General features: G+C 72.5%; 14 protein-coding genes. 8 read left to right on the top strand and 6 right to left on the bottom strand.

The genetic code is table 11. The features are described 5' to 3' along the window. The first annotated feature begins 115 nt into the window (after positions 1-115). Together cynS and ABZ810_RS44375 are read left to right on the top strand one after the other, a co-directional pair. Positions 116-565: a cyanase gene (gene cynS / locus ABZ810_RS44380; RefSeq protein WP_358413653.1), complete on the top strand. Its 450-nt coding sequence runs from the start codon at positions 116-118 to the stop codon at positions 563-565. A 55-nt stretch (positions 566-620) separates the two neighbouring features. Then, on the top strand, positions 621-1259 hold the full coding sequence (locus tag ABZ810_RS44375; RefSeq protein ID WP_358413650.1) for a flavin reductase family protein: 639 nt from the start codon (positions 621-623) through the stop codon (positions 1257-1259). A gap of 75 nt (positions 1260-1334) precedes the next feature. On the opposite strand, the gene ABZ810_RS44370 is transcribed toward ABZ810_RS44375, so the two are convergent. Further along, positions 1335-2447: a DegT/DnrJ/EryC1/StrS family aminotransferase gene (locus ABZ810_RS44370; protein ID WP_358413647.1), complete on the bottom strand. Its 1113-nt coding sequence runs from the start codon at positions 2445-2447 to the stop codon at positions 1335-1337. 172 nt (positions 2448-2619) lie between these two features. Here ABZ810_RS44370 and ABZ810_RS44365 point away from each other — a divergent pair, with 172 nt between their 5' ends. Further along, entirely contained in the window at positions 2620-3069 is a 450-nt protein-coding gene (locus ABZ810_RS44365) for a nuclear transport factor 2 family protein (RefSeq protein ID WP_358413644.1), read from the top strand. A 142-nt stretch (positions 3070-3211) separates the two neighbouring features. Here ABZ810_RS44365 and ABZ810_RS44360 read toward each other — a convergent pair whose 3' ends face one another. After that, entirely contained in the window at positions 3212-4051 is an 840-nt protein-coding gene (locus tag ABZ810_RS44360; protein WP_358413641.1) for an NAD(P)H-binding protein, read from the bottom strand. Positions 4052-4251: 200 nt separating this feature from the next. Here ABZ810_RS44360 and ABZ810_RS44355 point away from each other — a divergent pair, with 200 nt between their 5' ends. The 3 genes from ABZ810_RS44355 (at position 4252) to rdmE (ending at position 7506) form a co-directional block, all read left to right on the top strand. Further along, the gene (locus tag ABZ810_RS44355) at positions 4252-5088 is read left to right on the top strand and encodes an NAD(P)H-binding protein (RefSeq protein WP_358413638.1); all 837 of its coding nucleotides are present in this window, start codon (positions 4252-4254) and stop codon (positions 5086-5088) included. A 14-nt stretch (positions 5089-5102) separates the two neighbouring features. After that, complete coding sequence (locus tag ABZ810_RS44350; protein ID WP_358413635.1) at positions 5103-5816, top strand: class I SAM-dependent methyltransferase; 714 nt, start codon at positions 5103-5105, stop codon at positions 5814-5816. Positions 5817-5898: 82 nt separating this feature from the next. Next, positions 5899-7506, top strand: coding sequence for an aklavinone 12-hydroxylase RdmE (gene rdmE, locus ABZ810_RS44345; RefSeq protein WP_358413632.1), 1608 nt, complete (start codon positions 5899-5901; stop codon positions 7504-7506). A 410-nt stretch (positions 7507-7916) separates the two neighbouring features. Here rdmE and ABZ810_RS44340 read toward each other — a convergent pair whose 3' ends face one another. The 4 genes from ABZ810_RS44340 to ABZ810_RS44325 all read right to left on the bottom strand — a co-directional run bounded on the left by ABZ810_RS44340 (position 7917) and on the right by ABZ810_RS44325 (position 12040). Continuing rightward, positions 7917-9173 (bottom strand): activator-dependent family glycosyltransferase, encoded by a 1257-nt coding sequence (locus ABZ810_RS44340; protein ID WP_358413629.1) that lies wholly within the window; start codon positions 9171-9173, stop codon positions 7917-7919. 5 nt (positions 9174-9178) lie between these two features. Further along, a complete protein-coding gene (locus ABZ810_RS44335) occupies positions 9179-10468 on the bottom strand; it encodes a P450-derived glycosyltransferase activator (RefSeq protein WP_358413626.1) in 1290 nt (429 codons plus the stop codon). Between the two features lie 10 nt (positions 10469-10478). Continuing rightward, complete coding sequence (locus tag ABZ810_RS44330) at positions 10479-11522, bottom strand: methyltransferase (RefSeq protein ID WP_358413623.1); 1044 nt, start codon at positions 11520-11522, stop codon at positions 10479-10481. An 80-nt stretch (positions 11523-11602) separates the two neighbouring features. After that, positions 11603-12040, bottom strand: coding sequence for an ester cyclase (locus tag ABZ810_RS44325; RefSeq protein ID WP_358413620.1), 438 nt, complete (start codon positions 12038-12040; stop codon positions 11603-11605). Between the two features lie 174 nt (positions 12041-12214). Between ABZ810_RS44325 and ABZ810_RS44320 the strand changes: the two genes are divergently transcribed. Then, positions 12215-13108, top strand: a complete 894-nt coding sequence (locus tag ABZ810_RS44320) for a methyltransferase domain-containing protein (protein ID WP_358413617.1) — start codon at positions 12215-12217, stop codon at positions 13106-13108. Positions 13109-13235: 127 nt separating this feature from the next. Further along, on the top strand, positions 13236-13376 hold the full coding sequence (locus ABZ810_RS44315) for a hypothetical protein (RefSeq protein ID WP_358413614.1): 141 nt from the start codon (positions 13236-13238) through the stop codon (positions 13374-13376). The last annotated feature ends 37 nt before the right edge of the window (positions 13377-13413 follow it).

The raw sequence follows: 13413 nt of genomic DNA, 5'->3' as shown, positions 1-13413 counted from the left end.
CGCCCCTCGTGCGTCCGATGCGTAAAAAGTCCATGTCACGGCCGTCCACGAGTGGCCATTCGTTCGCATCGCACGCGAGTCTGGGCGAAAACCCCGATCCGAGGAGCTCCCCGGCATGACCCCCATCATGAGCAAGTCCGAGGCCGCCGGCCTGGTCGACGCCGCCCGCATCCGGCGCGGTCTGACCTGGGCCGCGATCGCCGCGGAACTGGGCGCGCCGGTCGTGTGGACCACCGCCGCGCTGCTCGGCCAGCACCCCATGACGGCCGAGCAGGCCGAGCGGGTCCGCACGCTGCTGGAGCTGGACGAGCGGGTCGCCGAGAGCCTGCGGCTCCAGCCCTCGCGCGGCATCGACCCCGCGCTGATGTCCGACCCCACGATCTACCGCTTCTCCGAGGCGCTGGCGGTCTACGGTCCGGCCCTCAAGGCGCTCATCCACGAGGAGTTCGGCGACGGGATCATGAGCGCCATCAACTTCAAGGTCGACATCTCGCGCCGCCCCGACCCCGACGGCGACCGCGTCGTCGTCACGTTCGACGGCAAGTTCCTCGACTACCGCTGGTGACCTCCGAACGCCCGTCCAGCGGCCTTCGAGGGGACCTGGACCGCCCCCGCGCACCGTGGCCGGGAAACTCACCCACGCGGTACTGGTCTACGCGGTACTGATCTACGCGGTACTGGTCCACGCGGTACTGATCCACGCGGTACCGGTCTACCTGGAAGGGGTCAGGATGGCGGCGCGCCCGGGCCGGTCGCTGGCAGTCCCGGAAGTCCGCGGACCGGAGGTCCGCGAAGACGACTTCCGTGCGGTGCTGGGCCGTTTCGCGACGGGCGTGGTGGCCGTCACCGGCCTCCACCGTGCGGAGCCGGCGGGGCTGACCATCAGTTCCTTCACTTCGGTGTCCCTGGCGCCGCCGCTGGTGTCGTTCTGCGTGGCGCACACCAGCGCCACGTGGCCGCTGCTGCGGGACGCGGAGCGGCTGTGCGTCAACATCCTCGCCGAGTCCCAGGCCGCGGTGTGCGGCGCGCTCGCGGCCTCGGGGGGCGACAAGTTCCGCGGCCTGGACTGGTCGCCGTCTCCGGCCGGGCAGCCGGTCCTGGACGGTGCGATCGCCTGGCTGGAGTGCTCGGTCGAGGCCGAGCACCGCGCGGGCGACCACGACATCGTGGTCGCCCGCGTCCACCGGCTGCACGCCGAGGGCGGCGCCGGCCCGCTGGTCTTCTACCGGGGCGGGTTCGGCCGTTTCGTCGCCGGCTGACACGGCTTCGTCGCCGGCTGACACGACGGGACCGGGCGGCCCGACGGGGCCGCCCGGTCCGTCCCGCCTCGCGTCTCAGGTCAGGTTGCCCAGCACCTGGCGGATCGCGTCGATGACCTTGTCCTGGAGGTCCGCCGGCAGCGAGGAGTACATCGGCAGCGAGAAGATCTCGCCGGCCGCCTGCTCGGTGACCGGCAGCGAGCCCTTGCCGTACCCCAGGTGGGCGAACCCCGTCATGGTGTGCACCGGCCACGGATAGCTGATGTTCAGCTCGATGTCGTAGCCGCGCAGCGCCTCGATGATCGCGTCACGGCGGGGGTGCCGGACGACGTAGACGTAGTAGACGTGGTCGTTGCCGGGGGCGATCGCCGGCAGCACGAGCTCGGTGTCGCCCAGCCCCTCGGCGTACCGGCGCGCCACCTCCCGCCGGGCCTCGATGTAGCCGTCCAGCCTGCGCAGCTTGCGGCGCAGGATCTCCGCCTGGACCTCGTCCAGGCGACTGTTGTGCCCCGGCGTCTGGACGACGTAGTAGCGCTCCTCCATGCCGTAGTAGCGCAGCCGGCGCAGGTTCGCGGCGATCTCGTCGTCGGCGGTGACGGTCGCGCCGCCGTCGCCGTACGCGCCCAGGACCTTGGTCGGGTAGAAGGAGAACGCGGCCACGTCGCCCATCGAGCCGGCGATCCGGCCGTTCCGATGGGCGCCGTGGGACTGGGCGCAGTCCTCGAGGATCACCAGGCCGTGCCGCTCGGCAAGGGCCTTCAACGGGTCCATGTCGACGCACTGGCCGTACAGGTGAACGGGCAGCAGGCACTTGGTCCGCGGTGTGATCGCGGCCTCCACCTGGCTCAGGTCCATCAGGTACGTGTCCGGGGCGACGTCCACGAAGACCGGGGTCGCGCCCGTCCCGTCGATCGCCACGACGGTCGGCGCCGCGGTGTTCGACACGGTGACGACCTCGTCGCCGGGTCCGACCCCGGCCGCCTGAAGACCGAGCTTGATGGCGTTGGTGCCGTTGTCGACGCCGACGCAGTGCGGCAGGCCGTGGTAGGCGGCGAACTCCTCCTCGAACGACCGCACGCTCCCGGCCAGCACGAGCCGCCCGGAACGGAAGACGGTGTCGACGGCGTCCAGCACGTCGTCCCGCTCGTTCTCGTACTCCGACAGGTAGTCCCACACGCGGGTGGTCATGACGGCTCGCACCTCCGCAAGAGCTAGACCGGCGCCCCCGAGCACAGTCCCCACGTCTCGTTTTCCGCTCGATCCCACCTCGACGGCGGGACGGCCGGCCGGGTCAACCGTTCCTCGACACGGCGGCCCCATCATCGGCGGCGGTGAACCGTGAACACGAGGGAGATCATCCATGTCTGTGGAGACCCGGGCGCCCGCCGCCGGCCGCACCTTCGAGACGCTCTACACGGAGGTGCAGCAGTTCTACGCGCGGCACATGCGCCTGCTGGACGACGGCGCCGCCGAGGCGTGGGCCGCGACGTTCACCGCGGACGGGAGCTTCAAGCTGCCGTCCGCCGACGAGCCGGTCCGCGGCCGGGCGACCCTCGCGGCCGGGGTCGCCAGGTCGGCCGCCGCCCTCGCCGAGGCGGGCGAGCAGCACCGGCACGTCCTGACCATGGTGGAGGTCAGCCCGCGCGAGGACGGCTCGCTCGGGGTGCGGAGCTACGCGCAGATCATCGCCACGCCGCGCGGCGGGCAGCCGCGGCTGCACCTGATGTGCGTCTGCTCCGACGTGCTGGTGTACGAGGACGGCGAGCTGCGCGTGCGCGAACGTGTGGTCACCCGCGACGGGGACGCCTGAACGGCCCGCCTCAACGGGTGAAGGCCGGGAGGGCCGGAGGGGCCGGGTGGACGCCTGTGATCAGGTCGCCGCCCGGCCCCTCCGGCCCTCCCGGCTCTCGGGTGGATCCGGGTCAGGGGGAAACGGGTCAGGTGGAGACGGGTCAGGTGAAGACCGAGGCGTGCTCGGAGCACCACTGCGCGAAGGTCCGTCCCGGCCGCCCGGTGACCTTCTCCACGGTGGGCAGCACCGCGGGCGGGTCGTCGGTCCACGCGGAGTAGTAGGTGAAGAGATGGTCGATGATCTCGTCCGGCCAGCCCTGCGCCCGCATGTGCACGCGCGCCTGGTCGGGGGTCAGGTCCTCGACCGGGATGTCGCGGCCGAGCGCCTTCCCGATGGTGCGCAGCTGGTCCCGGCGGGAGATCGACTCCGGCCCGGTCATGGTGTGGATCGCGCCGTCGTGGCCGTCCTCGAGGAGCGCCGCCACCGCGACGTCGGCGATGTCCTCCTCGTGCACGGGAACGCACCGCACGTCCAGGTAGGTGTCCTTGATCGGGCCGCCCGCCCGGATCGCGTCGCCCCAGTAGTCGACGCTGTTGGAGGCGAACTCGCCCGGCCGCAGGAAGGTCCAGCTGATCCCGGACTCGCGCACCGGCTCCTCCACCTCGACCAGCGGCGTGCCGGACGCCGACATCAGCACGACCCGCCGGACGCCCGCCTTCCTCGCCCGCACGAGGACCTGGGCCGCGGTCTCGGAGTCCAGGACGTCGTAACCGGCGATCGCCAGCATGTACATGCGCTCGATGCCGTTGAACGCGGGTCCCAGCGAGTCCGGGTCGGACAGGTCCCCCCGGACGACCTCGACCTGCGGTGGGAGGTCCGCCGCCTCGCTCGGGTCCGGGTCCATCGCCCGCACCGGGGCCCCCTTGGCGAGCAGCCCGTGGAGGACGCGGCGCCCGACGTTGCCCACGTTCGTGCCGGTGGCCCCCATGACCAGGATCATCTTGTTCCTCCATCCGTCGGCGACTTCGCGACCCGACCGTAGGAGTCCCTGCTCGAAGCCCGCCTGACCGCCGCTGAAGCGCGGGTGCCGGTGCGCGCGCCCCGTTCAGCCGGGGTCGGCCGCTTTTCGAGGGGCTCGCCCGATCATGACGGCGAAGACCCCGGCGAGGGGGAAGTCCCGACGAGACAGCTGGAGACCGGATGACAACGCTGGTGACCGGAGCGAGGGGCAGCGTGGGCCGTCACGTGGTGGCGGGCCTGCACGACCGCGGAGAGCGGGTGCGGGCGCTGACCCGCACCCCCGACGAGATCGACGTGCCGGACGGCGTGGAGGTGGTCGCCGGCGACCTCCTGAGCCCGGAGACGTTGCGGCCGGCCCTCGACGGCGTCGACCGGCTGTACCTCTTCCCGGTGGCGCAGACGGCCGACGAGGTCGTCAAGCTGGCCGTGGACGCCGGCGTGCGCCGCATCGTGGTGCTCTCCTCCGACTCCCTGGAGACCCGGCTGGAGACCAACCGGGCCAGCACCGAGGAGCACGGGACCGTGGAGCGGGCGGTCGAGGCCGCCGGCGTGGAGTGGACGTTCCTGCGTCCCTTCGCGTTCGCCGGGAACGCCCTCTTCTGGTCCCACACCATCGTCCACGAGGGCGTCGTCCGGGCCGCCTACCCGCACGCCGCGCAGTCCCTCGTCCACGAGCGCGACATCGCCGACGTGGCGGTCACCGCCCTGCTGGACGACGGTCACGTCGGCGCGAAGTACCGGCTGACCGGGCCGGAGTCGCTCACCCAGCTGGAGCAGGTGCGCATCCTCGGCGAGGCGATCGGGCGCCCGATCCGGTTCGAGGAGCTGACGCACCAGGAGAAGTACGACGAGCTCGCCCAGTTCATCGAGCCGGGCGACGTGGAGATGATCCTGGGCTACTTCGCCGTGGCGACCGAGAAGCCCGACGTGGTCCTCCCGACCGTCCAGCAGGTCACCGGCAGGCCGGCGCGTTCCTTCGCGCAGTGGTCGGCCGACCACGCCGCCGACTTCGGCTGAGCCGGGAGGACGGCATGTACGGAGCCGATGTCGCGGAGATCTTCGACCTGCTCCACGAGGCCCGCGGGAAGGACTTCACGGCCGAGTCCGCGGACGTGGCCAGGCGCGTGCGCGCGCACCGGCCGCAGGCGTCGTCGCTGCTCGACGTCGCCTGCGGCGCCGGGTCCCATCTGGGGGCGTTCGCCGCGCACTTCGACCACGTCGAGGGGGTCGAGCTCTCCGATTCGATGCTCGGGGTCGCGGGGGCCCGCCTGCCGGGCGTCCCGCTGCACCGCGGCGACATGCGGGACTTCGACCTCGGCAGGACGTTCGACGCCATCTCGTGCATGACCGGGTCCATCGGCTACATGCGCGACACCGCGGAACTGGAGACGGCCCTCGGCCGCTTCGCCGCCCATCTCGTGCCGGGCGGCGTCGCGGCCGTCGACCCGTGGTGGTTCCTGGAGACCTTCGCCGACGGTTACGTCTCCGGCGACGTGGTCACCGTGGCGGGCCGGACGATCGCCCGGGTCTCGCACTCGTCGCTGGAGGGCGGCGCGTCCCGCGTGGACGTGCACTACACCGTGGCCGAGGCCGCGGCCGGCGCCCGGCACTTCGTCGAGACGCACCTGATCACGTTGTTCACCCGGGAGCAGTACGAGGCCGCGTTCGCCGCGGCCGGCTTCGCCGTCGAGTACGTGCCGGAGGTCCAGGCCGGCCGTGGCCTGTTCGTCGGCGTCAGGCGGTAGCCGGGCCGGGGAACGGCCGGAAGCGCCGGAGCCAGGGAGCGGCCGGTGTCAAGCAGGAGTTCGGGAGTGGGAGGAAGAGGAGATGGCTGATACCGAGACCGATGTCCTCGTCGTGGGCGCGGGGCTCGCCGGCCTGTCGGCGGCGCTGTTCCTGGCCCGGCGGGGGGTCGGCGTGCGGGTGGTGGAGCGGCATTCCGCCACGTCCCTGCATCCGAAGGCGGCGGGGCAGAACCCGCGGACGATGGAGCTGCTGGGCTTCGGGGGCGTCGCCGGCCGCGTCCTGGAGGCGAACGACATCCGGGGCGAGGGCGGCGACTTCACCATCAAGATCGCCGACAGTGTCGGCGGGCAGGTGTTCGCGACGTTCGCCGAGAACGTCGCGGAGATGGTCGCCCAGACCGCGCCGTGCACGCCGATGCCGTGGGCGTTCGTCTCCCAGGACGGCATGGAGCCGATCCTGCTGGAGGCGGCGACGGAGCTCGGCGCGCAGGCGTCGTACTCCACCGAGCTGGTGGACTTCGCCCAGGACGACGACGGGATCGAGGCCCGCCTGCGGGACGTCGGCTCCGGCGCCGAGACCACCGTCCGGGCGCGGTACCTGGTCGCCGCCGACGGCCCGCGCAGCCAGGTGCGGGAACGGCTGGGCATCGGGCAGTACGGCATGGGCACGCTGACCCGCTTCGTGGGCATGATCTTCGAGGCGGACCTGTCGGCGTCGCTGCCGGCGGGCTCGACCGGCTGGTACTACCTGCAGAACCCCGAGTTCACCGGCACGTTCGGGCCGACCGACAAGCCGGACCGGCACACCTTCTTCGTCGAGTACTCCCCCGACAAGGGCGAGTCGCCGGACGACTTCACCGACCGGCGGTGCGTCGAGCTGATCCGCAAGGCCGTCAACCTCCCCGACCTGGAGCCCCGGCTGCTCAACGTCGCGGAGTGGGAGATGGCCGCCCGCGTCGCCGACCGGTGGCGGGACGGCCGGGTCTTCCTGGCCGGGGACGCCGCCAAGGTCACCCCGCCGACCGGCGGGATGGGCGGCAACACCGCGATCGGCGACGGCTACGACATCGCCTGGAAGCTGGCCGCGGTGCTGCACGGCGAGGCGGGCGAGGGCCTGCTGGACAGCTACGAGGCGGAGCGCAGGCCCATCGCGGACCTGGTGGTCGCCGAGTCCCTCGGCATCTACGCGAGCCGGATGGCACCGCACCTGGCCGACCAGGTGCCGGAGCAGATCGGCGCCGCCAAGGTGCTGCTCGGCTTCCGGTACCGGTCGGACGCCGTCGACGCGTCCGACACCGATGCCGACCCGGCGCCGGTCGAGGATCCGCTGGAGGCGAGCGGGCGGCCGGGCTTCCGGGCCCCGCACGTGTGGCTCGACCGGTCCGGGAGCCGCGTCTCGACCGTGGACCTGTTCGGCTCGGGCTGGGTGCTGATCGCCGCCCGGGACGGCTCCGGCTGGCCCGAGGCCGCCCGCAAGGTCGCGTCCGAGCTGAACGTCCCGCTGGAGGCGCACGCCGTCGGCGACGGCCTGGCCGACCCGGAGGGCACGCTGCCCGAGCGGTACGGCATCGGGCCGTCCGGGGCGAGCCTGGTGCGGCCGGACGGCATCGTCGCCTGGCGGACCGGCGCCGAGACCGACGACCCGACCACGACCCTGCGCTCGGCGCTCACCGCCCTGCTCTCCCGCTGAGGACCGCTCCCGGCGAGCGTCCGCGCTCGCCGGGAGCTCGCCACACAGCGCACATAGCGCACCGCACACAGCACACGCCACAGCACACGCCACACAGCACACGGCACACAGCACACGGCACACAGCGCACGCCACGCCGCACACGGCACACGGCACACGGCACACGGCACACGGCACACAGCACACGGGCCTTCCCCCTGCCGCATGAACCGGTGTCCACATTTCGGGGGGAAGCCCCCACAGCACACAGCACACGGCACACGGCACACGGCACCACAGCACACGGCAACACAGCACGCCGGCCGCCCGGATCGGGTGGCCGGCGTGCTGTGTTGCCGTGTCGCGGGCTCGGCGGGCCCTCCGGGCCGACCGCCACGGTCGGCCCGGACGGCCCGGACGGCCCGGGGCGGTCAGCCCATGATCCGCTGCTCCAGGGCGGCGACGGCGTCGTTCGGCGTCGGCGCCGCCTCCATCTCCGCGCGGAGCCGGCCGGAGTTCTCCGCGAACGACGGCTCGGCCAGAAGCCGGCCGAGTTTCTCCCGCAGCAGCTCCGGCGTCAGCGTGAAGGACTGGATGTGCAGCCCGGCGCCGAGCTCCTCCAGCCTCCGCGCGCGGTAGATCGCGTCCCAGACCCAGCCCATCGCGATCTGCGGGACGCCGTAGACCGCGGCCGTCGCCCAGGTGCCCGAGCCGCCGTGGTGGACGATCGCCGAGCAGCTGGGCAGCAGGACGTGCAGCGGGACGTACTCCTCGACCCGCACGTTGTCCGGCACCCCCGAGACCAGGTCCCGCTCGTCGTCGCTGAGCAGCGCGACCAGCTCGACGTCCAGGTCCGAGACCGCCTCGAAGACGTCGCCGACCTCGACGGCGTTGGGGAACTCGGTCTTCCTGATCGTCTCGCCCAGGGTGAGGCAGACCCGCGGGCGTTCCGGCTCCTTGTACAGCCACCCGGGGACCACCGCGGGGCTGGGCCCGTTGTACGGGACGTACCGCATCGGGATGCGGTGGTCCCCGCTGGTCAGGCTGACGCTCGGCGACAGCTGGTCGATCGCGTACTGCCCGGTCACGATCTCCTCGTCGAAGTCGCAGCCGTGCCGTGCGAGCGTCCACGTCAGCCATTCGGCCAGCATGTCCTCGCGCTCCTGCTCCGGGGCGAGCGCGTTCCGCCGCACGAACTCCTCGCGCACGCTCATGAACGTGTCGGGGAACGACAGGATGCGCGCGGACGCCGCGCCGCTCGCCCGCGCGGCCACCGCGCCCGCGAACGTGAAGTGCTCCCAGACGACCAGGTCGGGACGCCAGAAGCGGGCGTACTCCACCAGGTCGTCGACCATCGAGTCGTTGTTGAGCTGGCCGTAGAACATCGAGGTCAGGATCGTGTCCGAGACCCGCATGAAGTCCAGGCTCAGCCGTTCGGGCCGGTTCTCCAGGAAGTCCGGATCCGCGTGGGTGGCGAACATGCCGGGCCCGGCGTGCCGGACCGTCATGTCGAGGCGGTGGTCGTCGCCCACGGGGACGGCCGTCAGGCCCGCCCGGGTGATGCTCGCGGTCGCCGCGGGCTGGCTCGCCACCCGCACCTCGTGCCCGGCCGTCCGCAGCGCCCAGGCGAGCGGGATGGAACCGTTGAGGTGGGCGTCCATCGCGAACGAGGTGATCAGTACGCGCATCGTGCTCACTCCCCCGCGGCCGGGAATCGCAGGACGCCGCGCACCACGGGGGAACGCATCCGGCGCAGGACCGTGCCGGTCCGGCGCAGGCGGGGCAGCCGCTCGGCGAGCGTCTCCAGCGCCACGGTCGCCTGGAGGCGGGCGAGCGGCCCGACCAGCCCGGCGTACAGGCCCTCCCACAGCGGCGGGTCGTCCTCGGTCCGGCGCGTGATGTCGAACCGGTCGGGGTTGGTGTAGACGCCGGGATCCCGGTTGGCCGCCTCCAGGAGCACGACCACCTGGCTGTCCGCCGCGATCTCCTGGCCGTCGATCTCGATGTCCTCCTGGGCGATCAGGTGCTCCAGCCGGACGGGCGGATCGTGGCGCAGGGTCTCGGCGACGGCGGCGGCCGCGAGGCCGCGGTCCCTGCGCAGCAGCTCCCACTGGTCCGGGTGGTCGAGCAGCGCGGCGGCGGCGTTGCAGACGAGGTTGGTCGTCATCTCGATGCCGGCGACGGTGACGAGCACGCAGATCGCGAGCACGTCGTCGGCGGACTTCGCGCCGCCGCCCGCCGCCAGCAGCCCGCCGACGAGATCGTCACCGCCCTCGCCGCCCTCGGCGCGGTCGGCGATCACGCCGGCGAACAGGTCGCGCACCTGGCCGACCGACTCCAGGAGCCGGCGGGCCGTCTTGAGCTGGGGCGGGCACAGGCCCGCGTCGAGGGCGACGTCGAGACCGGCGCACAGCCGGGCGAACCGGTCGCGCTCGGCGGCCGGCAGCCCGGTCAGCTCGGCCACCACCGCGACGGCGGCGGCACGCGCGTAGTCGGCGACCAGGTCGAACTCGCCGCCCAGGTCGCCGGCCCGCTCGCGGAACACCCGCGCCACGTCCGGGCGGTGCCGTTCGACCGCGTCCGCGCCCAGATAGGGCTCGGCCAGCCCGCGCAGCCGCGCGTAGTCCTCCTGCGGCAGGCTGAGCGACGCGTCGTCGAGCGGGACGACGTGGCAGAGCTTGGGGTCGTCCCAGGGGTCCTGGAAGACGTGCTGCTGCTCGCCGCCGGCCTTGTGCCGCACGCCCAGCCGGGGGTCGCGCAGCAGGCGGGCCGCCATCGCGTGGCTCGCCGTCACCCACGCGCCGATCTCGCTCTGGTAGAGCGAGCCGCGGTCGCGGATCTGGCGGCCGAGGTCGTGCGGGTCGTCGCTCTCGGCGCGCAGGAACAGCGCGAACGGGTCGCCCTGCGCGCCCATGATGAAGTGGAAACCGCGAAGGGTCAGCAGATGGCGACCCAGTTCGCTGTCGGTGGCCATGGTCGGCATCGCGTTCTCCTTAGGACGGCTTGAGCACCAGCAGCGACAGCTCGAACGGCACGGAGGTCGCCGGGAGCCGGGTGACGGACTCGACCGTCAGGCCCGCGGACGCGGCGAAGTCCGACCACTGGTCGCGGGTCCGCAGCCGGCCGCCCAGGAAGACCAGCATGCGCAGGTCGAGCAGCGTGAACTGCGGGTTGGCCGCCTCCTCGGGAACGTCGTCGCGTTCCAGGACGAGGATGCGCCCGCCCGGGTTGAGCGCCTCGGTGCAGCGCCGGAGGATCTTCCGGGCGTTCTCGTCCGACCAGTTCAGCAGCACGAACGACAGGCCGATGACGTCCGCGGTGACCGGCAGCTTCTCGAAGAAGTCGCCCTCGATCGCCTCCGCCCGCCCGTCCAGCCCGGCCGCCTTGAACTCCTCGCGGGCGGTGGCCGCGGGCACCGCCAGCTCCAGCAGGGTGCCCCGGGCCTCGGGGGCGGCGCGCAGGATCGCCTTCAGGAAACCGCCGGTGCCGCCGCCGACGTCCATGACGTGCCGCACCCCGGTCCAGTCGACCGACTGCGCGGGCGGGTCGTAGACCACGTCCTGGTCGCAGGCCATGAGGGCGTCGAACGACGCCGCCAGCTCCGGATCGGCCGACAGGTCGTCGTAGAACGGCCGGCCGTGCACGCGCTCGTAGGTGGGGTGCCCGGTCCGCACCGCGTCCAGCAGGTACAGGAACGACAGGTCGGCCCGCGACACCGCGTTGGTCAGGTCGAACCAGTCGCGCTGCTGGGCCGGGTGGCCGCTGGCCAGCAGGTCGCCCAGTTCGGTCGGCTCGAGCCGGCCGGGCTCGGGCTCGGCGAGCACCTCGATGGCGATCAGATGGCGGATCACCCGCAGCAGCGCCCCGGCGTCGGCCCCGGTCTCGGCGGCGAGCGCCTCCGGCGTGTCCTTGCCGGCCCGGATGTGGTCGACGAGGCGGAGCGTGGCCGCGACGCGGACGGCCATCGGCGTGTGCAGGTTCCCCAGCCGCAGCAGCGCGTCCAGGGACTCCATCATCTCGGTCTGGGTTTCGGTCATGAACGTGCCCTTCGACGACTCGGGTTGCGGACGGCATGCCGGACCGGCACCCGCCGGTCCGGCGGAGACACGCGGGGCCGCTACGGGCGCCAGCCGTCGCCCTGCGGCCACGGCTCGCCGAGCTGGCGGTAGGTGCCCAGGTAGTCCGGCCAGTCACGGTGGTCGCGGATCTTCCCGTCGACGATGCGGATCAGGTGGATCTGCTCGCCGGAGAAGCGGCGGCCCGTCGCCGGCATGCTCACCAGGTCGCCGACCTGGCGGCCGTAGAGGACGAGGCGGGCGCGCACCCACTGGCCGTTCTCCTCGTAGCCGATCTCGTCCAGGAAGACGTCCTCGGAAAAGGTCATCTTCAGCCATTTGACGGCCAGCGCGAAGGCGTCGGGACCGAGCAGGTCCTTGTAGTGCTCCATGGCGCCGGGGTTGAGGTATTCCGGGTGAATGAATTCGTGAACGTCGTCGGTCTTCCCCGTGTTGTAGGCGTTGACCATTCGCTTGACGATTTCGATCTGATCGCTCACCTGGCACCTCCAGTGCGCTTTTGTCGTGATGTCCGCATTGTGTGTCACCCCGCACATCGAAACAAGATGATCCAGTCGTTATCGAGGGGAAATTCACCGGCTTTCGACCAGTACACGATCAGGGCGGCCGACGCTGGCACGGTCGAACGGAATTCGCCGAGCAAGGAGACGGAATTGGACCGGACTGGATACAAGGAGACGGTGTCCGCGGCCTTCGACCGGGCGGCGGCCTCCTACGACCGGATGGGCGTGGAGTTCTTCACGCCGATGGGCCGACGGCTGGTCGAGCGCGCCGCGCCCCGTCCCGGCGAGCGGGTGCTGGACGTCGGGTGCGGCCGGGGGGCGAGCATGTTCCCCGCGGCCGAGCGGGTGGGCCCGCAGGGCCGGGTGCTCGGCATCGACATCGCGCCGAACATGGTGGAGGAGGCGGCCAAGCAGGCCCGCCGCGACGGGGTCGGCAACGTCGAGGTCCAGGTCATGGACGGGGAACGCCCCGACCTGCCGCCCCGCTCGTTCGACGTGGTCCTGGGCGGGTACAGCGTGATCTTCCTGCCCGACGCGCCCGCCGCGCTGGCCAGGTACGCGCTGCTGCTCGACGCCGGCGGCCGGATCGCGTTCACCAGCCCGGTCTTCACCCGGGACACCTTCCCGTTCCTGCCCCCGGTCTTCACCGACCTGATCCCGCAGCACCTGCTGCGGAACCTGCCGCCCGAGTGGCGGCCCGAACGGCTCCAGCAGCGGTTCAACTCGTGGCTGGAGAAGGCCGCCGACCTGGAACGCACGCTCCACGGCGCCGGCTTCACCGACGTGTCGGTGGTCGACGAGCCGGTCGACCTGGTGGCCGAGTCCGGGGAGGCGTGGGTGGACTGGTCGCACACCCAGGGGATGCGGCTGCTCTGGCAGCACCTGCCGCCCGAGGAGTCGGCGCGGCTCCGCGAACGGCTCATCGCCGGGCTGGACGCGATGCGCGACGGCACCGGGCCGATCACGATCGAGACGCCCGTCCGCTACGTCTCGGCGACCGTGGCCACCCGGCCGGCCGCGCCCCGGCGGCCGGCCGGGCCCTGACCCCGGCGCCCCCGTCCGGCAGCGTGACCCGGCAGCCAGACCTGGCGGCGTGACCCGGCGGCCGGACCCGGCGGCGCAACCCGGAAGCGTGACCCGGCAGCCAAACCCGGCGCCATAACCCGACGGCATGACCCGACGGCGTGACCCGGCAGCCAAACCCGGCGGCGTGACCCGGCACGTGACCCGGCACGTGACCCGGCACGTGACCCGGCACGTGACCCGGCACGTGACCCGGCACGTGACCCGGCACGTGACCCGGCGGGCGTGACCCGGCGGCCGGGTCATGGCCGCCGGGTCTGTGCCGG

Source organism: Spirillospora sp. NPDC047279 (assembly GCF_040643285.1).
GTDB lineage: Bacteria > Actinomycetota > Actinomycetes > Streptosporangiales > Streptosporangiaceae > Spirillospora.
Note: the sequence above shows the minus strand (reverse complement) of the source record. Positions and strands in the feature narration are given on the sequence as shown.

Excerpts from the sequence above, each read along its gene's own strand:
- ABZ810_RS44355 (WP_358413638.1), top strand. The coding sequence starts at position 4,252 with ATGACAACGCTGGTGACCGGAGCGAGGGGCAGCGTGGGCCGTCACGTG.
- ABZ810_RS44370 (WP_358413647.1), bottom strand. The coding sequence starts at position 2,447 with ATGACCACCCGCGTGTGGGACTACCTGTCGGAGTACGAGAACGAGCGG.
- ABZ810_RS44335 (WP_358413626.1), bottom strand. The coding sequence starts at position 10,468 with ATGCCGACCATGGCCACCGACAGCGAACTGGGTCGCCATCTGCTGACC.
- rdmE (WP_358413632.1), top strand. The coding sequence starts at position 5,899 with ATGGCTGATACCGAGACCGATGTCCTCGTCGTGGGCGCGGGGCTCGCC.
- ABZ810_RS44360 (WP_358413641.1), bottom strand. The coding sequence starts at position 4,051 with ATGATCCTGGTCATGGGGGCCACCGGCACGAACGTGGGCAACGTCGGG.
- ABZ810_RS44330 (WP_358413623.1), bottom strand. The coding sequence starts at position 11,522 with ATGACCGAAACCCAGACCGAGATGATGGAGTCCCTGGACGCGCTGCTG.
- ABZ810_RS44315 (WP_358413614.1), top strand. The coding sequence starts at position 13,236 with ATGACCCGACGGCGTGACCCGGCAGCCAAACCCGGCGGCGTGACCCGG.
- ABZ810_RS44350 (WP_358413635.1), top strand. The coding sequence starts at position 5,103 with ATGTACGGAGCCGATGTCGCGGAGATCTTCGACCTGCTCCACGAGGCC.
- cynS (WP_358413653.1), top strand. The coding sequence starts at position 116 with ATGACCCCCATCATGAGCAAGTCCGAGGCCGCCGGCCTGGTCGACGCC.
- ABZ810_RS44365 (WP_358413644.1), top strand. The coding sequence starts at position 2,620 with ATGTCTGTGGAGACCCGGGCGCCCGCCGCCGGCCGCACCTTCGAGACG.
- ABZ810_RS44340 (WP_358413629.1), bottom strand. The coding sequence starts at position 9,173 with ATGCGCGTACTGATCACCTCGTTCGCGATGGACGCCCACCTCAACGGT.